21 protein-coding genes and 2 pseudogenes are annotated in these 20,569 nt (G+C 68.3%); 13 read left to right on the top strand and 10 right to left on the bottom strand.

The window, feature by feature from the left end:
- Positions 1-269 precede the first annotated feature (269 nt).
- The 5 genes from ACZ6R6_RS48015 to ACZ6R6_RS47995 all read right to left on the bottom strand — a co-directional run bounded on the left by ACZ6R6_RS48015 (position 270) and on the right by ACZ6R6_RS47995 (position 4,030).
- Positions 270-455 (bottom strand): hypothetical protein, encoded by a 186-nt coding sequence (locus ACZ6R6_RS48015; protein ID WP_470104073.1) that lies wholly within the window; start codon positions 453-455, stop codon positions 270-272.
- Between the two features lie 1,004 nt (positions 456-1,459).
- A complete protein-coding gene (locus ACZ6R6_RS48010) occupies positions 1,460-1,933 on the bottom strand; it encodes a PASTA domain-containing protein (RefSeq protein WP_470104071.1) in 474 nt (157 codons plus the stop codon).
- Positions 1,934-2,306: 373 nt separating this feature from the next.
- Positions 2,307-2,642 carry an alpha/beta hydrolase gene (locus ACZ6R6_RS48005; RefSeq protein WP_470104077.1) on the bottom strand — a complete coding sequence of 112 codons (336 nt, stop codon included), beginning with the start codon at positions 2,640-2,642 and terminating at the stop codon, positions 2,307-2,309.
- 21 nt (positions 2,643-2,663) lie between these two features.
- Positions 2,664-3,488, bottom strand: a complete 825-nt coding sequence (locus ACZ6R6_RS48000) for an alpha/beta hydrolase family protein (protein WP_470104069.1) — start codon at positions 3,486-3,488, stop codon at positions 2,664-2,666.
- Positions 3,473-4,030: a TetR/AcrR family transcriptional regulator gene (locus ACZ6R6_RS47995; protein ID WP_470104067.1), complete on the bottom strand. Its 558-nt coding sequence runs from the start codon at positions 4,028-4,030 to the stop codon at positions 3,473-3,475. Before ACZ6R6_RS47995 ends, ACZ6R6_RS48000 begins: the two co-directional genes overlap by 16 nt.
- Before the next feature lie 76 nt (positions 4,031-4,106).
- On the opposite strand from ACZ6R6_RS47995, the gene ACZ6R6_RS47990 reads away from it, so the two are divergent.
- Both ACZ6R6_RS47990 and ACZ6R6_RS47985 read left to right on the top strand, forming a co-directional pair.
- Positions 4,107-5,135, top strand: coding sequence for a fatty acid desaturase family protein (locus ACZ6R6_RS47990; protein WP_470104065.1), 1,029 nt, complete (start codon positions 4,107-4,109; stop codon positions 5,133-5,135).
- Positions 5,132-6,649: an MFS transporter gene (locus tag ACZ6R6_RS47985; RefSeq protein WP_470104064.1), complete on the top strand. Its 1,518-nt coding sequence runs from the start codon at positions 5,132-5,134 to the stop codon at positions 6,647-6,649. The genes ACZ6R6_RS47990 and ACZ6R6_RS47985 overlap by 4 nt, the downstream gene beginning before the upstream one ends.
- A 35-nt stretch (positions 6,650-6,684) precedes the next feature.
- Here ACZ6R6_RS47985 and ACZ6R6_RS47980 read toward each other — a convergent pair whose 3' ends face one another.
- The gene (locus tag ACZ6R6_RS47980; protein WP_470104063.1) at positions 6,685-7,221 is read right to left on the bottom strand and encodes a TetR/AcrR family transcriptional regulator; all 537 of its coding nucleotides are present in this window, start codon (positions 7,219-7,221) and stop codon (positions 6,685-6,687) included.
- Positions 7,222-7,435: 214 nt separating this feature from the next.
- On the opposite strand from ACZ6R6_RS47980, the gene ACZ6R6_RS47975 reads away from it, so the two are divergent.
- The 4 genes and pseudogenes from ACZ6R6_RS47975 to ACZ6R6_RS47960 all read left to right on the top strand — a co-directional run.
- A complete protein-coding gene (locus ACZ6R6_RS47975; protein ID WP_470104075.1) occupies positions 7,436-7,612 on the top strand; it encodes a tyrosine-type recombinase/integrase in 177 nt (58 codons plus the stop codon).
- 115 nt (positions 7,613-7,727) lie between these two features.
- Complete coding sequence (locus ACZ6R6_RS47970; RefSeq protein ID WP_470104062.1) at positions 7,728-7,871, top strand: hypothetical protein; 144 nt, start codon at positions 7,728-7,730, stop codon at positions 7,869-7,871.
- A 600-nt stretch (positions 7,872-8,471) separates the two neighbouring features.
- Positions 8,472-8,957 (top strand): MOSC domain-containing protein, encoded by a 486-nt coding sequence (locus tag ACZ6R6_RS47965; protein WP_470104060.1) that lies wholly within the window; start codon positions 8,472-8,474, stop codon positions 8,955-8,957.
- Between the two features lie 133 nt (positions 8,958-9,090).
- A pseudogene (locus ACZ6R6_RS47960) lies at positions 9,091-9,363 on the top strand (IS982 family transposase); the annotation flags it as partial.
- Positions 9,364-9,380: 17 nt separating this feature from the next.
- Here the strand turns inward: ACZ6R6_RS47960 and ACZ6R6_RS47955 are convergent.
- Positions 9,381-9,599, bottom strand: a complete 219-nt coding sequence (locus tag ACZ6R6_RS47955) for a hypothetical protein (RefSeq protein WP_470104059.1) — start codon at positions 9,597-9,599, stop codon at positions 9,381-9,383.
- Between the two features lie 714 nt (positions 9,600-10,313).
- Here ACZ6R6_RS47955 and ACZ6R6_RS47950 point away from each other — a divergent pair.
- Positions 10,314-11,081 carry a hypothetical protein gene (locus tag ACZ6R6_RS47950; RefSeq protein WP_470104057.1) on the top strand — a complete coding sequence of 256 codons (768 nt, stop codon included), beginning with the start codon at positions 10,314-10,316 and terminating at the stop codon, positions 11,079-11,081.
- A gap of 134 nt (positions 11,082-11,215) precedes the next feature.
- On the opposite strand, the gene ACZ6R6_RS47945 is transcribed toward ACZ6R6_RS47950, so the two are convergent.
- Positions 11,216-12,634, bottom strand: a complete 1,419-nt coding sequence (locus tag ACZ6R6_RS47945) for an amidase (RefSeq protein ID WP_470104055.1) — start codon at positions 12,632-12,634, stop codon at positions 11,216-11,218.
- Between the two features lie 823 nt (positions 12,635-13,457).
- Between ACZ6R6_RS47945 and ACZ6R6_RS47940 the strand changes: the two genes are divergently transcribed.
- The 4 genes and pseudogenes from ACZ6R6_RS47940 to ACZ6R6_RS47925 form a co-directional block, all read left to right on the top strand.
- Positions 13,458-13,796 (top strand): ArsR/SmtB family transcription factor, encoded by a 339-nt coding sequence (locus ACZ6R6_RS47940; protein WP_470104053.1) that lies wholly within the window; start codon positions 13,458-13,460, stop codon positions 13,794-13,796.
- Between the two features lie 14 nt (positions 13,797-13,810).
- Positions 13,811-14,044 (top strand): hypothetical protein, encoded by a 234-nt coding sequence (locus tag ACZ6R6_RS47935; RefSeq protein ID WP_470104052.1) that lies wholly within the window; start codon positions 13,811-13,813, stop codon positions 14,042-14,044.
- Between the two features lie 107 nt (positions 14,045-14,151).
- Complete coding sequence (locus tag ACZ6R6_RS47930; RefSeq protein WP_470104051.1) at positions 14,152-16,341, top strand: MMPL family transporter; 2,190 nt, start codon at positions 14,152-14,154, stop codon at positions 16,339-16,341.
- Between the two features lie 178 nt (positions 16,342-16,519).
- Positions 16,520-16,722: pseudogene (locus tag ACZ6R6_RS47925) on the top strand (transposase); the annotation flags it as partial.
- A 431-nt stretch (positions 16,723-17,153) separates the two neighbouring features.
- Here ACZ6R6_RS47925 and ACZ6R6_RS47920 read toward each other — a convergent pair.
- Entirely contained in the window at positions 17,154-18,161 is a 1,008-nt protein-coding gene (locus tag ACZ6R6_RS47920; RefSeq protein ID WP_470104049.1) for a GlxA family transcriptional regulator, read from the bottom strand.
- Between the two features lie 72 nt (positions 18,162-18,233).
- Here ACZ6R6_RS47920 and ACZ6R6_RS47915 point away from each other — a divergent pair, with 72 nt between their 5' ends.
- On the top strand, positions 18,234-18,944 hold the full coding sequence (locus tag ACZ6R6_RS47915) for a DJ-1/PfpI family protein (protein WP_470104047.1): 711 nt from the start codon (positions 18,234-18,236) through the stop codon (positions 18,942-18,944).
- Positions 18,945-19,130: 186 nt separating this feature from the next.
- Positions 19,131-19,937, top strand: a complete 807-nt coding sequence (locus tag ACZ6R6_RS47910) for a hypothetical protein (protein WP_470104045.1) — start codon at positions 19,131-19,133, stop codon at positions 19,935-19,937.
- Positions 19,938-19,959: 22 nt separating this feature from the next.
- On the opposite strand, the gene ACZ6R6_RS47905 is transcribed toward ACZ6R6_RS47910, so the two are convergent.
- Positions 19,960-20,127: a hypothetical protein gene (locus tag ACZ6R6_RS47905; RefSeq protein ID WP_470104044.1), complete on the bottom strand. Its 168-nt coding sequence runs from the start codon at positions 20,125-20,127 to the stop codon at positions 19,960-19,962.
- Positions 20,128-20,569 lie beyond the last annotated feature (442 nt).

Genomic DNA, 20,569 nt, shown 5'->3' with positions numbered 1-20,569 from the left:
CTCGGCGCACTGGCCCTGCTGGTATTCGCTCCGACGTGGTACACGATGACCAACGTCCAATTCTGATCACTCTGTCCCGCACCCCGACTACCCCGACTGCCCCGCCCAGCATGAACGGCTCAAGGGAGGGCACCGAGCGGATGCATCGCCTAGAGCGTCCATCCCGGGTACGGCACGAGCTCGGCGACAGCGCCGGCCCGGCTTGCCGAGGTCCTCGCGGAAGCACGGGTGCCGGGTTGGGCCGGACCGGGGCGCCCTGTCGTAATTGGTCACGGTGGGTTCCCCCGGCCCGCCCACCGTACGGCGCGCCCGAGCAGTTCCTCACCGAGCGCGGCGACGCCCGCCCGGACCTGCCGCCCGCGCCGGCGGACCTGGTCGCCGAACTCCTGGAACGCGAACCCGACCGGCGCCCCCAGACCGCGGAAGAGGTCCACGGACGGCCGACTCCAGTCCATGATCGCCGCCCCGGTGCCTCCGCCGCGACCACCCTCACCGCCACACGACCCCCGATCACGACCCCGCCGTCTCCCGTGCGAGAGTGCGCTGGGTAACGCGACCAAGAGCAGGTGCCACCGGCGGGCGCTCCCGAGGAGGGCACCCTGGTCCCTGCGCATCGGTCCACACGGCATCGTCACGGCCGGCGGCTTCCGCCGTACGGTCAGCTGGGACCAGGTCGAGACGGTCACCGCGGAAACCACCGGCGCCCCGGTGAGTCCGGACCACCCCGGCGGACACGCCCGGTGGCGGCTGCATATGCGTTTGCGGCGGATGACCAGGGGACAAATCCACCGGCCCGGCTGGCACCGCCACTCGATGACACGCTGACCAGCCAGCCGCTGGGCGTCACTGATCGGGGTCCGGTGCGTCTCGCGCCCCAGCCGACCCGCCCGTTCGACCGTCCACTTCACCGTCGTCAGCAACGAGGCCACGATGGCGTCGGCGTCGCCGGTGGGCTGCTGCAGTACGACCCCGAACCGGGTCAGGACGGCACCGGGCCACGTCAGTCCGCGCCCGGCCTCCTGCTCACCGTCGACCAACTCCGTCACCCGCGCCATGCCGGACCATCCCCTCAGCGGCAGCGGCAGACCGGGACGGACCTACTGCCCAACCATGACCACCCGAGCCGACGCGGGCAGACTACTTGCCTGACGTGACTGACAGGCTCTCAAGCGGCTGACCAGACGGCATCGGACCCGTTCATCGGCCTACCCGAGAAGGCGGACGTTCGTCGAAGGGGTTGACCTGGCCTTTCTCGGCTACTTTTCCCCTGGTGACGCCGCCTCGAGTAGAGGGCCGAGAGGGCCGAGAGGGCCGACCGGGGAATGCCACCCCGTCGCCCTGCACGACCTTTCGCGACCTGCGACGGAGCGGCTCACCGCCAACGGCTGTTCCGCTGGTCCTCAATCCCGGGACCGGGCTGACACGGCGGCCGGGTGGCATGCGGGTGCGCGAGAGGCGACTACGGGGTGCACGACCCCTTGCTGTCGGCGACTCGCAGGCTCAGCGTCGTGCCGTAGTGCTGGCGCATGCTCTGGCCGGCGGGCGGGTCCTGGGTGCAGACGGTGCGTTCGAGGTGCGAACTGTCGTCGTATCCCTCGGTCACGAGAGGCTGGCTGCTGACGACCGGGAAGCCGAGCTGCAAGGCGGCCTGTTCCGCCTCATTGCCGGTCTTGCCGACGAAGTCCGGCACGACGGGCCAGGTGGTGACGCGGCCGTCGGGCGGGCAGGGCACCTGCGGGGGCAGGAAACCGAACTCCACCTTCTTCGCCTGGGAGTCCTCGACCTGCGTGCAGACGATCCAGGTACCGGAGTAGGACTCACCGTCGAACAGATGACCGTCCGGCAGGGCCCTGTAAGCGGTGGTGTAGGTGGGCCAGGAGCGCCCCAGCTCGCCGCTGACGGCGTCGAGCGTCTTTCCTTTGAAGGAGGGCAACGCAGGTGACGGACGTTGCGATCGTGCGCCGCTTTCCCCGCTCGCTCGGGTGGAGGCGTCGTCCTCGCCTCCGCTCGAGCAGGCCGCCAGGCTGAGCACGGGCACTGTCAACAGAGCGAGAACGAGCCTGACCCCCACCATATGCTGCTCCCGAGCGTGATCGGCATGACGCGACTCTTGAGAGGAAGATTATCGGGAGCCAGACCTCCGGCGCAGGCCGAGGCCGAGGCCGACCCCATCCAGCGCCGCCGTCCCCGCTGACATCAACCCCAACCGGATGACCGCACAAGGTCGTGCGATCAGCCAGACCCGCAGCGCCTGATCGTCGTCGGGATCGAGCTCGACCCGGTAGCCGGCGGCGCGTAGCGCCTCCTCATGTCGCGCCGGCTCTTGCGCCGAGGGCCTGGCAGATGGTGCCCGGCAGCGGGAGTCTCAGGCTCGTCAGGTAGCGGTTGACGTGGGCAGTGATGCAGCCGCTCTTACCGTAGACGTAGAGCATGTGGCCGTGCCCCTCGTACCGGACGCTCGACGATCCCGGCAGGTGGCGGATGATGCTCGCGACCTCGTCGTAGTCCGTCCAGCTCCCGACCCCCAGAAACGGCACCAGCCCACGGGCGGGCAATGGCGCCGGCGGGTTGGTGACGGGCTCAGGCCAGCCGACGCAGGCGAGCGGCCACCATGACCGCTGCCCCGCGAAGTTCGGCGACAGCGCTTCCGCTCTCCGCAGCGCCTACGGTAGGCGGTGTAGCTTCCGTACCCTGCGCCGTCCAGGCAGTAGGTCATGTTCTGCCTGGCGAGCGAGGGGACTTCGGGGCTGCCCGAGGCCTGTCTGACGTAGTCGGCAAACCCGGAGGCGTCGCCGCCGGCGGCCTTCTTGATCGCGTCGGCCAGTTGGGCCCAGCGCGGGACGTCGGGTTCCTGGCCGGGCGAGGTGAAACTGGGGGGCGGCGGCGACCTTCAGGTCGAACCCGGTGTAGGCGGCCCCGGATGGATCGTTTTTCGCCGGTACCGGTGAGCGGTCCGCGGCGGTCACCAGCCTGCGCCACATCTGGCCGGCGTCCTGGTTGTGCAGGGCACAGGCCGTGGCCGAACGGCACCAGGCGGCGAATCGCTCCATCTGCCGCTCAGCCCGCGCATACATGTGGGGCTCGTCGTCGGCGGTGTCCTCGACGTGGCCGGCGGTGCCGTCCATGACCATGGCGCGGATGCGGGTGGGGAACAGGCGTGCGCAGGCCACCGCGGGCGTTCCGCCGTAGTTGGCGAGGAAGCTCAGCCGTCGCTCGCCCGGGGCGGCGCGGACGGTCTCGATGTCCCGGGCGACGGAGGCCGAGTCCATGTGGTCGAAGAACTCCGGGTCGGCGGCGCCGCACCGCTGCGCGTGCCCGCCGGCCGCCCACACCTCGGGCGCGCCCAGCGCGATGTCCTGCGCCACCTCCTGCGCCAGGAGTTGCGCCTTGGCCGGACGGCCGGCGAAGTACAGCCCGTTCACGGCGTCCACGATCACCAGAGCCTGTTTCAGGGTGAGCGCGGGCATCCTGGTCATTCCGCGTCGCACGCCTGGATGGCGTGCAGCGCCTCGGTCAGCGTTTCCGCGGCGGGCGCGCGTTCCGGGTCGATGAGGTGTTGCATGATCAGTCCGATCAGCAGGGTCAGGTAGAAAGCACCGACCGTCCGCCGCGCCGCCTGGGGCGAGGTGGCGTCGCCGAGCCAGTCGGAAGGCTCCATGCGGGCGGTCTCCTGCGCGTCGGCCGGCGCTTGCCGCAACCGCGGCAGGCGCTCGGCCTGGGCGAAGACCTCGATATTGGCCACGAAGACCGGGCGGTGCAGGTCGAGCAGCTCGATCGCGCGCTGCCACCGGGTCTCGAACCCCTCGCGCGGCACGCCGTCGGCCAGCGCCTGGCGCAGCCTGCCGGCCCAGTCCGTGGTCGCCTCGAGCATGGCCTCGAACAGCAGGGCGTCCTTCGTGCCGAAGTGATAGCCGATGGAGGCCAGATTGGCGCCCGAGGTCCTGGTGATGTCGCGCGCCGTGGTGTGCGCGTAGCCGCGTTCCTGCAGGCGGCGCTTAGCGCGGTCGATCAGCTTGGCTCGCTCTCCCATTCCGCCACCCTATCCAAACAAATGTTACAAACAACTGTTTTGCACAGATGATTAAAACATGTGTATGGTCGGCGGCATGACGCAAGCAACCGCAACGGCCCCGGCCGCGAGCGACTTCAGCCGTCTGTCCAGACGAGTCATGCAGGCCGGCCTGCTCAACCGCCGCCCGCGCTACTACCTGATACGGCTCAGTGTTGTCGCGGGTCTCTACCTCGCAGGCGTGGCGGCGTTCTTCCGGCTGGGCGACTCCTGGCTCCAGGTGCCGCTGGCCGCCTACTTCGCAATCGTCTTCGCCCAGGTCGCCCTCGTGCTGCACGACCTGGCGCATCGGCAGATCTTCCGCCTCCGGCGGCCGAGCGAAATACTCGGACGGCTCGCGGGCAACCTCGGGATCGGCCTCGGCTACGGCTGGTGGATGAACAAGCACACCCGCCACCACGCCAATCCCAACCACGAGGACCTCGATCCTGACGTCGTGCCCGACGTCCTGGTGTGGTCACAGGAACAGGCACGCAACAGCGACGGTCCGGCCCGGCTCATCGGCGGTCGGCAGGCGTTCCTGTTCTATCCGCTGCTCCTGCTGGAGGGACTCAACCTGCACCTCGGCGGCGTACGCGCGCTGCAGCAGCCCTGGATGAAACACCGCGTCATGGAGGGCACGCTCCTGTTCCTCCACTTCGTCCTCTATCTGGGCGCGCTCGCCTGGGTTCTGTCACCGGGCAAGGCGCTGGCCTTCTTCGCCATCCACCAAGGACTGTTCGGCCTCTACATGGGCTGCGTCTTCGCGCCCGGTCACAAGGGCATGCCGACGCTGACCGGGGAGACCAGGCTCGACTTCCTGCGCAAGCAGGTGCTCACCACCCGCAACGTGCGCGGCGGCCGGCTGATCGACATCGCGATGGGCGGGCTCAACTACCAGATCGAACACCACCTATTCCCCAACATGCCCACCCCCAACCTGCGCCTGGCGCAGCCGATCGTGCGGGACTCCTGCCGGCAACTCGGCCTGCCGTACCACGAAGTCGGTTTCGTGGCCTCGCACGTCGAGGCCGTGCGACACCTGCACCATGCGGGCGCTCCCCTCAGAAAGGAAGGCCGCTCATGAAGGCCGGACGCAAACAATGGATCGGACTGGCCGTGCTCATCCTGCCGGTCCTGCTGATCTCCGTTGACCTGCACGTCTTGTCCTACGCGCTGCCGTTCATCAGCGCCAGCCTGGCACCGAGCAGTTCCCAACTGCTGTGGATCATCGACATCTACCCGTTCATGCTGGCCGGGCTCCTGCTGCCAATGGGCACGCTGGGTGACATGATCGGACGGCGGCTACTGTTGATGGCCGGAGCGATCGCGTTCGGCGCCGCCTCCGCGGTCGCCGCCTTCTCCGCCGACGCCGACATGCTCGTGGCCACCCGAGCCCTGCTCGGTGTCGGCGGCGCCACGCTGATGCCCTCGACGTTGTCGCTGATCCGCAACATGTTCCACGACGACGGGCAGCGCCGCGTCGCCATCTCCATCTGGACCGCGGCCTTCGCCGGTGGCGCCATGCTGGGACCGCTCATGGGCGGCGCGCTGCTCGAGCACTTCTGGTGGGGTTCCGTCTTCCTGGTCAACCTGCCGGTGATGGCGGTGCTGCTGGTTCTGGCCCCGCTGCTGCTGCCGGAATCGCGCGACCCGCAGCCGGGCCGGTTCGACGTGCTCAGCGTGGTGTTGTCCCTGGGGGCGATCCTGCCGACCATTTACGGCGTGCAGCACATCGCCCAGGACGGCGTCGGCCTGCTGCCGGTGCTCGCCATCGCGGCCGGTCTGTCGCTGGGAATCGCCTTCGTCCGCCGCCAGCGCGCGTTGGCCGATCCGATGCTGGACGTACGGCTGTTCGCCAGCCGCGCATTCACCACCGCCATCGGCGCCAACACCCTCGGCGTCTTCGCCATGGTCGGCTCCAGCCTCTTCACCACCCAGTACCTCCAGATGGTGATGGGCGCCCGGCCCTTCGTCGCCGGCCTGTACGCCCTGCCCTCGGCGGGCATGGCCATGCTCACCGCGGCACTGACCCCCGCACTGGTACGGAAGATCCGTCCCGGCCTGCTGGTCTGCGCCGGGCTCCTCGTCGGAGCCGGCGGATTCGCGCTGCTGTCCACGCTGGACACCACCGGACGGGCCGCACCTCTGATCGTCGGGATCATGCTGATGGCCGGTGGCGTCACCCTCGTCCTGACGGTCTCCTCCGACCTGATCATCGCCACCGCGCCGCCTGAGCGGGCAGGATCTGTGGCTGGGCTGTCGCAGGTGGCCACCGAGTTCGGCGGCGCACTCGGCATCGCCCTGCTGGGCAGCATCGGCACCGCCGTCTACCGGGGACACCTCACCGATACGGGCGCCCCGGCATCTGCGCTCGACACGCTGGGCGCCGCTCTGGAGGCGGCGCGGCATCTGCCGGAACCGGCGGGCCCCACCCTGGCCGCCGCGGCCCGCGAGGCCTTCACCCAGGGCCAGCACTACGCCATGATCGCCGCGGCCGCGGGCCTGTGCCTGATGGCGTTGACGGCCCCGATCCTGCTGCGGTCGGTACGGCGTGCGGGCGAGCCGGAACGGCGCAGCGGCCAGCATGCGATGCGATAATCACGGCCGGGTGCGGCGACGGGCCGGACGAGGTCTCAGGCCGTGGCCGCCTCGGCGACGGAGCGGATGCCGAGGGCGAGGTCGTGGGCCGTCGGGGCGTTGTCGGGGTCGATGCGCCAGCGCACCAGCAGGCCGATGAGCAGGGTCAGCAACACCTGCGCTCCGGGCTCGTCCTGACGCGGAAGCCGCTTGCCCAACTCGCTCTGGGCAAGCGCCTGACCCTCCGCGAGCTGGGCGCGCACCTCGGGAAGATGGGCCGCCTGCGCCAGCGTGTCGACATTGGCCTGCCACACCGTCGGATTGTCGCGGAAGGACTCGATCACTTTCTCCCAAAATGTCGAGAACCACTCTCGCGAGTCGTCGGGGAGCGCCTTCAGGATCTCCCCGGCCGCTTCCGCGGTCGTCTCGATCATCGCCTGGGTGAGCAGGGCGTCCTTGGAGCGGAAGTGATAGTTGATCGCGGCGATGTTGCTGCCGGAGACGGCGACGATGTCACGGACCGTTGTGCGCGCGTACCCGCGCTCGGCCAGGCACTGCTTGGCTGCGGCCAGCAAATCCTCAGGAACCCCCATGTGGGCGATCTTATCAGCGCTGCAAACACTCGTTTCAAACATCCGCTTGGCTTCGCCGGTCCTGATCGACAGTGTCGAGCCTGCCACACCGCCGCCGCGCGGGCGGCGGCCCCTGCGACCTTGGCCGCCGATACTGCTCGATATCAGAAGTACAGCCCAGGCCTACTTCTGATATCGCGGACCTGGGCGATGCGATGAGACAGGCGACCTCGCCCTGACCGCCCGCGTCCTCCGGCACACCCTCGCCACCGACCCGCTCCGCACCGGCGTCGACATCGTGGGCGTCGCCGAGATCCTCGGCCATGCCCGGCTCGACACCACCCGGCGGTACACCCTCCCCACCCACGCCGACCTCGAAGACGCCCTCAGCCATCTCCCCACCAATCAATAGGGCTCCGCTGATCTGGGCGGACCCAATCGCGTGTCCCTGGTTGCACGACTCTTACCGACACCCCAGATCGACAAGTGGGGCCAGAACCCACCGGAGGTGGAGCCACTTCTCGCCCGTGAAATCACCCGTACCGGGCCTCAGCCCGGCAGCACGCGGCGCGCATCGCGAACACGCCCACCCCGGCACCCTCAACCTCTCCCCCGCCGACAAGATCGACCAACGCCTGGCCGCAGCCAGGGAGCGCCGCACCCGCATCTGAGCCTGGAGGCGTCCGGCACCGCGAGCGCAGAGGCTCCGTGAGCGCCTCGAACGACGGATCAGCGTTGATGACCCGATGGCGGACGGCGTAGATGTTCCCTCCGCCGAAGCCGTCACTGCCCGTCGCCGCGGACAGGACGATCGCGCCCCACGCCCACACCTCCACGGCGGGGGTGGCGGTGTCGTTCCGCCAGACCTCCGGCGCCACGTACAGCGGCCGGCGATGAACTCGCTGACCACGTACGCGGGTGAATGGTCGAAGTCCGCCGCGATGACCCGGACAGCACAGGACTGGCCCACCCGGATGAGCATCCGCAGCGGTCGGCGTACAGCCTCCTGGGCCGGTGCCTAGGCCCGCCGCGCGGACCGCGGATCGGCGGTATCGCGTCGAGCAGGGGCAGGGGTCGGGTGAGTGCACTGCTGCGCCTCAGCTGTCCTGCTCTGCGCGCACCGGTGCCGGAGGAGTTCGAGGCGGCGCTCGAAGACGAACCCGAGTCCGAGGTCGAAGACCGGTACGGACCCTGACCACCTCCGCAGGAGTTCCTGGACGGGCATCGAGCCGTCGGAACGTGTCCACCGCCCGGGCGACCGCGTCTACGACGTGAAGCACCACGGCGGTTCCGACCAGGCCGTCTACGCCTATGCCCGCGAGGATCTCGACGGCTGGGAGGCCGAGCTGGGCAGGCCGCTTGCCAACGGCGTGTTCGGGGAGAACCTCACGACCCTCGGCCTCGACGTCAACGGCGCCCTGATCGGTGAACGTTGGCGCATCGGGCCAGACGTGGTCCTGGAGGTGTCGTGCGCGCGGATCCCATGCGCGACGTTTCAGGGCCGGCTGGAGCGAGAGGGCTGGATCAAACGGTTTACCCAGGCCGCGGTACCGGGCGCCTATCTACGCGTGATCGAGCCGGGAGACATCCGGGCCTCCGACCCCATCGAGATCGCGCACCGGCCCGACCACGACGTGACCGTCGCGCTCGTCTTCCGCGCGATGACACTCGAACCGGACCTGCTGCCGCGACTGCTGGTCGCTGACGCGCTGAACGAGGAGGCCAGGGAACCGGCCCGCAGACGCACGACCACATAGGTGATCGATTTCAGGACATCGTCTGCGCGCATGCGACGAGGGAGGCCAACGTCGGCGGGTGAAGACAGAGCCGGACTCCCCCGCGACCGCACTTCACGTCCAGACCGACGATCTACTGAAGGATTCACCACAGCTCGCCGAACTGGACATCCGGCTGCTACGGCCGGCCCGCGAAGATGAGGACGAGCGGGCCGGAACCCAGCTGTTCAAGCCGCTACGGCAGGTCATCGAGTCGGTCAACGAAACCTTCAAGGGCCGGCTCGATCTCGAACGCCATCGTGGCCGCACTCCAGGCGGGGCAGTCGTCCGCGTCCTGCAGCGCATCCTCGCGCTCACCGCCGCCATCTGGCACAACGATCACACCGACCGGGCGGTCATGCGGGCACTCACCGCATACGACCACTGACCCCTGGGATCGATCATCTAGAGGCAGTGGCGGTAGATGCCGACGATGAGGCCGGTTGTGAGCTGCGGGCGGGGATCGTTGTCGACGTTTCCGGCGATGCACGGGGTGAAGCCGGCAACGTCGTCTGGCTGGTAGCCGGAGCGGCGCAGTGTGGAGCGCGGGCCGATCGCGGACAGGAACCGGTAATGCGGCAGCCAGAGAAGCTCCTCGTCAAATACTGGGGGCCGGTCTGACATCCGGCGCAGGGCTCGCGTTCTTCATCCGGTGGACCGGTCGGCGCGTCGAGCCCGGAATCGCGTCTGTCAATGATCTCTGCCGCCGTCACCGGTTTGGCCGGCTGCGCTCCGTTGAGGCTGACAGAGCGGGCTGACCGGTCGGGTGAATTCGGCCCTGACATCAGGCCTGGCCGCCGATTCAGCCCCGCACGACCACCGCGCCCGCCGCGGTGGCTTATTGTCCTGCTCCGTCGAGCGAGTGGGCTCGCATCGCCGGGGCCGGTGTCAACTTAACCGCTTGGTCTCTTTCGTCTTGTGCCGGAGAATTCGCCTGCGGCGATCGATATTCGCATGCGCCCAAAGGGATCCTCCCATCCGTGCTGCTTACCGGTTGGCCGGAAGATGCTTACGGCGGCATCCGCATTCTCTGTCGCGACCGACCCGATCATGCGCGATGAAACGCCGCACCCGATGGGATCGACGTAAATCTGCCACGGTACGGCTCGACGGGGCCGCGAATCCGTGCTTTGCGACTTAACATACGACCTCCGGCCTGTCGACGGCTATGCAACGAACTACAAGAATGATCTTCAGCAAGGCGTCGTGTACGGAATTTCGGCCTCGCGAAATCCCGCCGGGTCGGCCGATTTACATTCCTGTGAGCGAAGCGCTTATCTCAACAGATTTTCCGTGGACTTTCAATGGAAAACCGCATTTTGACAGATTGTATGACTCGTGGACATTGACGGAGAATATGCGGATATCTACTCTCACGGTGTCCGGCAAATTACATGGGAGTGGCCGATGAAACGTACCCGAAACCTCGCCGCCGCCGTCGTAGCCGTAACCACCGTCGCATTCACTCTCGCCTCGGTCCCCGCATGGGCGGCCACCACCACGATTCACCGGGACAACGCGGCCGGCGCTGCTTACTCAGGCAAGGTTCGCGCGACACTGATCGCACCCGTCACGGTCTCGACGTCACTCGGCACCGGCACCTGCAACACCGGCAACATCGATGGCACCGTCCAGTCGAACGGCACCGCCCTGAACGTCTCGGCCTTCAACTTCAGCAACAACCCCGGCCCGGCATGCCCGAACAGCGCCGGCGGCACCTCAACCGTGACCCCGGTCTCGCTGCCGTGGAACGACGGCAACGTCACCTACGGCCCGGTGAGCGGCGGGCGCGATGGCACCATCACCATCAAGAACGTCAACGTCTCGGCGGCGACCACCGGCTGGTTCGGCACCATCACCTGCACCTACCGAGGCTCCGGCACCGGAAACAGCATCGTCATGGACGGCTTCAACCCCGACAACGCCAACCGCCCGATCACTTCGATCGCCCAGGCTCAGGCGAAGGCCACCAACTACAACCTCGTCAAGACCGGCGGCAGCTTCCTGTGCCCCAGCTCGGCCACTTTCAGCGCCACCTTCCAGATCCTCGGTGAGACCACCGCCGGCTCAGGTGTCTACGATCAGAAGCTCTACGTCACCTCCTGAACAACCCCCTTGAACAGCTCCCGTCCCGACGGGAAGTGGGCCCGCCTCTGCGGCACGCACGCGCAGAGGCGGGCCGCGGTGTTTGAGCGCGGGCCTGCGAAGCCGGCTCCGTCAGTGCCTCCCAGTGAAGACCGTCAGCGCTTCCCGATGAAGAACCGGGGGATCTGATGTTTCCAGGGCATGGCCTGTTCCAGTTGGGCGGCGACCTGAAACAGCAGATCTTCACGACCGTAGGGGGCGACGATCTGCACTCCGATCGGCAGCCCACTGTCGCTGCGGCCCAGCGGCAGGCTGATCGCGGGCTGACCGGAGATGTTGAAAACCATGGTGAACGGGCCGTAGTCGAAAATCGACTGTAGCCAGCTCATCAGGGTGTGGGCCGGGTCGTCGTAGCGCAGGGTGCCGTGCGGCGCCGGAAGCCGGCCCAGCGTCGGAGTGATGAGCAGGTCGTAGTCGGTGAAGAACGCACCCACCGATCGGGTCACCCGGTTCTGCGCGCCGAAGGCGGCCAGCAGATCCAGCGCGCTGTACTCCCTGGCCACATGCAAAAGCTGCCTGGTGACGGCTTCCAGCTTGGCCGGGTCGGGTTGTCTGGGGGCCATGAGCAGCAAAGAGGCGATCGTGACCGCTTCGGCCACCGTACTTTGCAGAACGGCCTCCCAATCGAGGACCGGGCCGGCATCGGCGATGATGTGCCCCATCTGCTCCAGCACCCGGCCGGTCCGGATCGCCGCCGCAGCCACCTGACCATCCACCGCCGCGCCCGACCAGGCCTTGGTGGTCACCGCCACCCGCAGTCGGCCGGGGACGGCCTTCAACTCGTCGGCGTACCGGCCGCGTGAAGGTGGCGCGGTGTACTTGTCACCGACACCAGGCCCTTGGACCGCGTCCAGGAGGTGGGCGGCGTCGCGGACGGTGCGCGTCAACCCGAACTCGTAGGCCATCCCGAGCATCGCCTCTCCCAGATCGGGCCCGCACGGGACCCGGCCCCGGCTGGGCTTGAGCCCGACCAGCCCGCAGCAGGAGGCCGGAATCCGGATGGACCCGGCTCCGTCGCCGCCGTGGGCGACCGGCACGGCGCCGGCGGCGACCAGAGCGGCGGCGCCGCCGCTCGACCCGCCCACACCTCGCTCCAGATCCCACGGGTTGCGGGTCGGGCCGTGTTTGACCGATTCGGTGGAGAAGCTGATCGCCATCTCCGGCACGGTGGTCAGGCCCAGCGTGACCAGTCCGGCGGCCCGGAAGCGGGCCATCAGATCGCTGTCGTGCCGGGCGACGACGCCCGGCAGGGCACGGCTTCCAAGGAAGAACGGGACTCCCTTGGCCACCGGTCCATGATCCTTGATCAAGAACGGCACCCCGGCGAAAGGCCCGTCCTCGGCGTGCTCGAGCGCCGGGGTGAACACCGGCAACGCCAGACCGTTCACCTCGGTGTCCGCCATCGCCAGTGCCTTTCGCGCGGCGGCCTCGACCTCGTCGGCGGTGACCTCGCCCGTCCTGATCAGATCCCGGAGTCCGACGGCGTCATACCGCGCATACTCGTGGAGTTCCATGTGAAGAGTCCTCTTCCCGGCGTCATCGACGCCGCACATCGATCACAGGTGGTTCCGTTGCCGGAACTCCTGTCGTCCAGATGAGCAGCGCGTGGCAAGCCAAGGCGCTGCTGACGACAGACAGCATCGACAGGGGATGGTCTCTACGCCGGGGCTACGGCTCCGGGGTCCATCCCCTGCCAGTGATCAAGGTGTTGCTACGCTCGGGACATCAAGACCATGCTGACAGCGGCCGTCCCGCGTCGTCGACCGAATTATCGTCGCCACTGAATGTCACCTCGGTCACTGTGTCCCTTTCGGCGCCCCTTTCTGCCGTTCGGAGGGGCCGCCCCAGCGCCCCGTAGGTCCACCCCGCCCCAGACCAGCGAGCCGGGTTCAAGGCGTTGCGACCGTCGATCACGACCGGGGCGCTCCATACGCTGATCGTCGGAGGGGCCGGATCGGCCGCATCCACGCTGATCGAAGCGGTGGGCGACGGTGCTGTCGTCGAGCAGGCGGGCGACGGGACGGAGATGGTCCCGCAGACCCGGGCCTCCACGAAGGAGAACGACAGGCGAAGACTGTCCGACGACACCGGTGGTCTCGGTCCACGGGCGCACACCGTCGTCGCTGCCCTTCTTTCGGTTGGCGGCCGACAGGCCCGCGGACCCGGACCTTCCCCGGCACGGGGACGGCCCGCGAGCTCCTCAAGCAGCCGTTGACATGTGGAAACCCGGCCTCCTTGATCTGCGGGAGGCCGGGCTTCCGCGTTCTGAGCGCTCTTGATGTTGGTAAATCACACTAGGCACCTGCTAAGTTTTGTTTGCATGTATCGGGATGCGCCATGAGCACCCCGGCGCCGACCGGGGACGAGCTGTTGACGGTGATGGCCACGTTGGCCAACCCGCACCGGCTGCGCGTCCTCGCGGCGCTGTCGGCAGGCCGTGACTATGTGAGTCGGCTCGCCCGCGAGCTGGGCATCAGCAGGCCCCTCCTGCAGGTCCACCTGCGCAAGCTGGAGGCGGCAGGGCTGGTGACGAGCCGACTGGAGCTTTCGGAGGACGGCAAGGCGATGAAGTTCTACGAGGTGAATCCGTTCGTCATCGAACTGACTCCACAGACAATCCAGGCCGCGGTGGGCACGCTGACCGTGCCCGGCGCCGATGCGGAGGGATCGGAATGATGGACGGGCACAGCTTGGCTGAGGTGGTCGGTGCTCTCGGCATCTTCGCCTTCGTCACCACGGTGATCACAGTGATCATCGTGCAGATCGGCGCGACGGTCCGGGCCCGCGCGGTGCTTGCCCGTGAGGACGAATACCGCAAGCTGGCCTCGAGCGGCGCGGACGCGCAGCAGAGGATCGAGCGGCACCTCGGCGAGATCGACGAACGGCTTGCCGCGATCGAAAAGGTCCTCAAGACGGTCGAATAGCTCTGGGACCATGCCCTGGGCCGCCGAGCTGCAACTCGGCGACCCAGGTGAACGAAGAAGTACGCACCCGCTCAAGGAACGCTCCTTCAGGGAAAGGACAGCAGTTCATGCTGCCTGAAAGCAAATCGCACGGCCCCTTAGTGGAACGGATCGTCGGCTGGTCGGTCCGCCATCGCACAGCCGCGATCATTGGATGGTTCGCCCTGGTGATCGTTTCGGTGCTCGCCGGCACCGTCCTGGGCTTGGACTCGGCGAACAGTACCGATCCGGGCGAGTCCGGCCGCGCCGACCGGGTCCTCGACGCTCAGACCGGCTATGTCCCGCTGCAGGAGAACGTCCTGGTTCAGCCGCTCAAGGAGGGCTTACCTCTCACCGAGAACTCCCAGGTCAAGGGAGCCATCAAGGAGCTGACCGCCAAGCTGCGGCAGACGCCGGGCGCGGTCGCCGAGCTGCGTTCTCCTCTGGAACGCAACGGGGCCGACCTGATCTCAGAGGACGGGCGGTCCGGCCTGGTCAACATACAGATCGCCGGGCCCGCCGAGCAGTTCCACGACCACTACGCCGCCATCGAGCAGGTGGTCAAGGAAGTGGCGGCCAAGCATCCTGGCGTACGGTTGGCGCAGGCCGGAGAGGCGAGCCTGTCGGCTGCGGTGAACGACGGCATCAAGGACGACATGAAGCGGGCCGAGATCATCTCGTTGCCGCTCACCGTGGTGATCCTGCTGGTGGTGTTCGGCTCGCTGATCGCCGTGGGGATTCCGCTGCTACTGGCGATCACCACCGTGGCTGCCGCGTTCGGCGTGCTCCAGGTGGTCGGGCACTGGGTCCCTGTCAACAGCGCCGCCTCCTCCGTCGTGCTGCTGATCGGCATCGCCGTCGGCATCGACTACTCGCTGTTCTACCTGCGCCGAGAACGCGAGGAACGGTCCGCCGGATATACCGTGACCGAAGCACTCAAAATTACCGCGCGGACCTCCGGGCACGTGGTGGTCGTCTCCGGACTCACCGTGATGCTGTGCCTGACCGGCCTGCTGTTCACCGGACTGGACAACTTCCGGGGCCTTACCGCCGGAACGATCCTGGTCGTCGGTCTCGCCATGATCGGCTCGGTCACGGTACTGCCTGCTCTTCTGGCCCTGCTCGGCCACCGCGTCGACAAGGCCCGCATTCCGTGGCTCGGCCGCCGCCGTACCGCGGCCGGTGGGTCCCGTTTCTGGACCACCGTAGCGCGTGCAGTCGTACGGCGGCCGCGGCTGTGGGGCGGACTGGCCGCTCTCGTCCTGGTCTCGCTGACCCTGCCGGCATTCGGGATGCGGCTCCAGGACGCGGCGGTCACCGACAGCCTGCCTCGAGAGGTCCCCGTCGTGGACGCCGCGATCCGCATGCAGGAGACGTTCCCCGGCAGCCCGCTGCCCGCGTGGGTGGTCATCTGGGAGAAGCGGCCCGGTGCACTGGACGCCCCCGGCGTGCGTACGGCGGTGAATGAGCTGGATCCGATCTCCACCGTGCGCGTCGACCGGATCATGGTTGCTCGCGTCCCGCTGGCCGACTTCGGCACAGGCGAGGTGGCCAACCGGTCCCTGGAGGAGCTGCGTGCCGAAAAGGCGCCGAAGGCGCTCGGCTCGCTGGAGGGCCTGGACTACGCGGTGGCGGGCAAGACCGCGTTCGCCTACGACTTCACCAAGCAGATCACCGAACGGTCGCCGCTGGTGATCGGATTCGTGCTCGCGCTCGCGCTCGTACTGTTGGCGGTCTCGTTCCGATCCCTGGCGATATCCCTGGTGTCGATCCTGCTCAACCTGCTGTCGCTCGGCGCCTCGTACGGCGTGCTGACCTGGGTGTTCCAGGACGGCCACCTGAGTATGGTGCTCGGCTTCACGCCCTACGGCGGCGTGATCGGCTGGTTGCCGCTGTTCATGTTCGTGATTCTGTTCGGCCTGAGCATGGACTACCACATCTTCGTTCTCAGCAGGATCCGGGAACACCAAACCGCCGGCGCCACGGTGCGCCAAGCCGTCGTCACCGGGATCGGTGCCAGCTCCGGCGTCGTGACCAGCGCCGCCATGATCATGACCGCTGCGTTCAGCGTCTTTCTGGTCCTGTCAGCGATCGAGTACAAGATGATGGGCGTCGGGCTCTCGGTCGCCATCCTGATCGACGCCACCCTGGTCCGGGGTGTGTTGCTGCCTGCCGCGATCACTCTGCTCGGCGAACGCTCTGGCGCCGCCCGGCCGCCCCATGCCCCTGCCACAGCACAGGGACAGGCCACCAACCATCTCAGCCGTACCATCCCCTGAGGTAATCGGTGGCTGCCGCCGGCGGTTTCGTTCGGGTGGCCAGACGTGGGCGTGCTTCAGCGGCAGCCGGGATCACCCCCGAACTGCCGCACCACCTCGTCGAGTTCGCCGGCTCTGCCCGAGGCGACACAGGCAGTCTCCGCGTCAATCTCAGTCATGTGAATCCTGTGTGGAAGGTGACCACCTGCTCGGCGTCTCCACACAACGGGTGGACAAAATGGTCGAACGGCTCGGCATCAAGCACATCCCCAAAGTCAGGTCAGCGTGATGGCCAAGGTCCTGGACACCCAGGTGGAGGCGTTCGGCACCAGAGCGTTGGATGCCGGGCCGTACGTCTTCGTCTGGCTGGATGCGCTGACGCAGAAAGCGCGCGAAGACGGCCCGCTGAGGCGGTCCGGGCCCAGCACGCTTGGGTGATCGAGGCGCTGGAGGCCCAGTATCCGACCGCGTGCGAGCACCTGGACGCCGTTCGCGAAGACCTGCTGGCTTTCGCCGCCTTCCCGTGGACGTGACCGCGGACGCGGCCCGTTTCCGCCGCCCAGAGAGCGGACGGCGGCGTGAACGCCGACCACCTGCCGCACTGATCCGCTCAGCGCACAACGCCCGCAGTCCTGACAGAACTGCGGGCTCAGCCCCTGGTGGGCTGTACGGCAAACGGCCCCTACGAGTTGTCGGGCGCCTCGGTGTTCTCGCCATCCTTCTCGTACCTGATCAGTGCCTTTGCAGTCCCCGGCGCACCGCGAGCCGATCACGTTCATCAACCGGCCGATTCCGAACAAGATCAACGCCGTTTGGGGCTCATGAGAGAGTTCTCACGGGCACCCATCATCCGCCGGCTGTGGTGGGCCGAACCGGGAGAACGGGGGCGCGGGTAGGCGGAACGCGGCCCGGTAGGCGCTGGGACTGATCCCCACATGCTGGGCGAACCGGTGGCGGAAGGTCGCGGGCGAGCCGAAGCCGCAGCGCTCGGCCAGCCGGTCCACCGGCAGGTTGGTGGTCTCCAGCAGTTCGCGCGCCTGATCCACGCGGGCGTGGAGCAGCCACTGCAGGGGTGTGGTGCCGGTCTGGGCCCGGAAACGGCGGTTGAGGCTGCGGACGCTCGTGTTCGCGTGGCGAGCGATGTCGGCGAGCGTCAGCGGCGAACGCAGGTTCTCGCGCATCCATCGTAGGGTCGGCCGCAGGTCGGCGTCGTCGTGGGCGGGAAGTGGGCGACGGATGAACTGGGCCTGCCCGCCTTCACGCTTGGGAGCCATGACGACGCTGCGGGCGACGTCCGCCGCGACCGCGGGCCCGTGGTCGGTGAGCACCACATGCATGCACAGGTCAAGCCCGGCGGCGGCGCCGGCGGAGGTGAGGATCTGCCCGGTGTCGACGTACAGGACCCTCGCGTCCACCTCGACCCGCTGGTAGGAGCGTGAGAGCTCCTCGGCCGCGCGCCAGTGCGTGGTGGCCCGGCGCCCGTCGAGCAGTCCGGCGGCGGCCAGCACGAACGCGCCGGTGCAGATGGACAGGATGCGGGCACCGCGCTCCGCGGCCGTACGGAGGACCGCCAGCACCTCGGGCGCCACCGGAGGCGCGTCATTAGCCAGACCGGGCACCACGACGGTGTCGGCGAGCGCGGCGTCATCGAGAGGGTGTCCGGGGCGAAGTCGGAAGTACGCGGTACCGACGGCCGTGGCGGTCACGTCGTCGGGTCCGCACACCTTGACCTGGTAGAGCGGCGCCCCGTCAGGCGCGTACGCGGTGGAGAACACCTGGCAGGGCACGCTCAGATCGAACGCCACGACACCGGGGAACGCCAGCACGGCGATGGTGTGCATGGCCAGAACCTAGCGCACGACGGCACTTACGCCACTGGCCGGGCTGGAGCCCCGAATGCAGACTCGTGGCCCATGGAACGCAGAACCCTTCTCCGAAGTGCCGCCGTGGTCACCACCGGAGCACTCCTCCCCGAAGACGCGGCCGTCGCCCGGGCGTCCGCGCCGTCGCCCCTGCGGCGGGTGCACATCGTCCTCTTCGACGGTGTCGAGGAACTCGACTTCGCGGCCCCGCTGGAGGTGCTCGACATCGCGAGCAAATTCGGCGCCCCCATCGAGACGACGCTGGTCACCTGCGACGGGCCGAGGACGGTCGTCGCCAGTTGCGGCACCAGGATCGAGGTAGGCGCCCCCTGGGCACCCGACAGTGCGGATGTGATCATCGTTCCGGGCGGTGACGTGCGCGACCACACCCGGCCGGGCGTGGCCATGGAGATCAGGCGGGGCGTGATCCCCGCCGCGCTGCGGGCCGCCCGCCGCCCGCGCCTGGTCATGGCGTCGGTCTGTGTGGGCGCTCTCCTGCTCGGAGCCGCGGGACTGGTCAGAGGGCGGCCCTGCACGACCCACCGGATGAGCAGGGACAGGCTGGCGGAGCAGGGCGGCAAGGTCATCGATGCCCGCGTGGTGGACGACGACGACCTGGTCACCTCAGCCGGGGTCACCAGCGGCCTGGAACTGGCCCTCTGGCTCATCCAGCGAGGCTACGGCATCGACGTCTCACTCGATGTCGAGCGCGTCCTGGAGTACGAGCGCCGCGGCGCCGTCTACAAGACCGCGCGCAGATGACCGGGACAGGGGCCTACGGATTTCATCGGAGTGCGGACGCCGGGACCTATGCGTCGATCATGCTGGATGTGGCGCGGGAGACGGCCGAGGGCGACAGGGAGGGAGCCGTGACGGTGGGCGAGGGTGCTGCGGCGGCCACCGGTGGCCCATGGTCGGCGCATCCGCAAGTGAAGGTGGGGAACCGAAATGAGTCTGCGCCTCTATCTGGACAGCGCCCGGCAGCCCCGTATGCCGGACGGGTCGGCGGGTGAATGGGTCGGTTTCTTCGACGGGGCGATGGAACTGGAGGCCAAGAACTGGCCGCCGCTGCTGTGGTGGGCGATGTTCAGCCCCGGAGACCTCGTGGATGCGAGGATCGCCGACACCGAGGACGCCGGTACCGATGAGCACGCGGAGTTGCTGAGCGAGTGGGGCGAGGCCACCTACCCGTACCTGGTGGTCGACCAGCGGACGGCGCTGTCGCGACTGCACGCCCGGCGGCAGGGACTGACCAGTCGGCTCGGCGCGCGGTTCTCGCCCCTCTACGATGAGTTCGTTGCGCTCATCGACGCCCGGTTCGGCCCCTACGTGCTGCTGCGGACCGAGGCGTTGGCCGATGGCGGTGCAGGCGGCATCCGCCTGCTGTTCGAGGAGACCCTGGCCGACTTGGAGCGCCTCGACGTCGGTCGTTCCACAGCGGCTGGCGGGCGAGTGGACGGACTGATCTCGGATTTTCAGCGGTGGAAGCACACGGATCCGGTCTGGATACTGTCAGGTGTTGGCGACGGATGGCCGAACGTCGCGCTGCGGGAGCGCTACGCTGCCACTGCGGTCAGGCGGTCATCCAGCCGGAGTGCCGAGCGGTCCACCGCTGTGGGCTGGGTGTGGGGCGTTCTCGTCGTGCTCTGCAGCATCGGTGCGTACTGGCTCACCGGGAGTGTCTGGCCGATCGTCGTCGCGTTCGGCGTGGTCCTGGCCGTGCTGGTGGCAGGTTTCGTCCGGCGGCGGGGGTGAGCGGGCAGGCCGGCGCGACGGGTCAGACCACCACCCGAGGCGGCCCCCCTTCATCCTCACAGTCGTAGCGGGTGGCGACAGCTCGCCACTGCTTGAGCTTGGCAGAGCACCGCTCCACCACGTTGCGCCCCTTGTAGACCGCCGCGTCGAAGGCGGGCGGGCGTGAGCCGGGCCTCGGCTCCAAGATCAAGCCCATCCTTTGCGGTGAACCTCGTGCCGTGCCCGTGCGTCCATGCCCGCCGCGTCGTCGTGAACCAGGCGACCCCGGCACGCGCCAGACGGTCGCGCACCCGCGCCCACTCCGCCGGACCCGCGCCCTCCCCGCCGTACCGCGCGTCGTGCTCCGCCACCCGATCCGTCACTGGATCAACCACGCCGACCGACCCTAGGTTCTGTTTGTGGATCACTGAACGTTGAGTGCGGGCCTCGCTGGATCTTCGCGCTGCGCGCGCATCACGCTCGGGCTGTGGCTTTTGGGGCTGTGCCCCGAACCCCAGGTGAGGGGCCTACCGGCCCCTCACACTCCCCGGCCGTTGGCCGGTTTTCCAGACGAAACCACGATGATGTGGCTCGATAGAGCACATGATCCGCCGCCACGAGCTCACCGATGACGCCTGGGCACGCATCGAACC

This window comes from Streptosporangium sp. NPDC048886, assembly GCF_055586905.1.
This window is presented reverse-complemented; position numbering and strand designations above follow the sequence as displayed.

Coding starts and splice junctions, on each gene's coding strand:
- ACZ6R6_RS47930 (WP_470104051.1), top strand. CDS start 14,152: ATGCTGCCTGAAAGCAAATCGCACGGCCCCTTAGTGGAACGGATCGTC.
- ACZ6R6_RS48015 (WP_470104073.1), bottom strand. CDS start 455: ATGGACTGGAGTCGGCCGTCCGTGGACCTCTTCCGCGGTCTGGGGGCG.
- ACZ6R6_RS47980 (WP_470104063.1), bottom strand. CDS start 7,221: ATGGGGGTTCCTGAGGATTTGCTGGCCGCAGCCAAGCAGTGCCTGGCC.
- ACZ6R6_RS47945 (WP_470104055.1), bottom strand. CDS start 12,634: ATGGAACTCCACGAGTATGCGCGGTATGACGCCGTCGGACTCCGGGAT.
- ACZ6R6_RS47910 (WP_470104045.1), top strand. CDS start 19,131: ATGAGTCTGCGCCTCTATCTGGACAGCGCCCGGCAGCCCCGTATGCCG.
- ACZ6R6_RS47995 (WP_470104067.1), bottom strand. CDS start 4,030: ATGGGAGAGCGAGCCAAGCTGATCGACCGCGCTAAGCGCCGCCTGCAG.
- ACZ6R6_RS47985 (WP_470104064.1), top strand. CDS start 5,132: ATGAAGGCCGGACGCAAACAATGGATCGGACTGGCCGTGCTCATCCTG.
- ACZ6R6_RS47940 (WP_470104053.1), top strand. CDS start 13,458: ATGAGCACCCCGGCGCCGACCGGGGACGAGCTGTTGACGGTGATGGCC.
- ACZ6R6_RS47955 (WP_470104059.1), bottom strand. CDS start 9,599: ATGTCAGACCGGCCCCCAGTATTTGACGAGGAGCTTCTCTGGCTGCCG.
- ACZ6R6_RS47990 (WP_470104065.1), top strand. CDS start 4,107: ATGACGCAAGCAACCGCAACGGCCCCGGCCGCGAGCGACTTCAGCCGT.
- ACZ6R6_RS47915 (WP_470104047.1), top strand. CDS start 18,234: ATGGAACGCAGAACCCTTCTCCGAAGTGCCGCCGTGGTCACCACCGGA.
- ACZ6R6_RS47920 (WP_470104049.1), bottom strand. CDS start 18,161: ATGCACACCATCGCCGTGCTGGCGTTCCCCGGTGTCGTGGCGTTCGAT.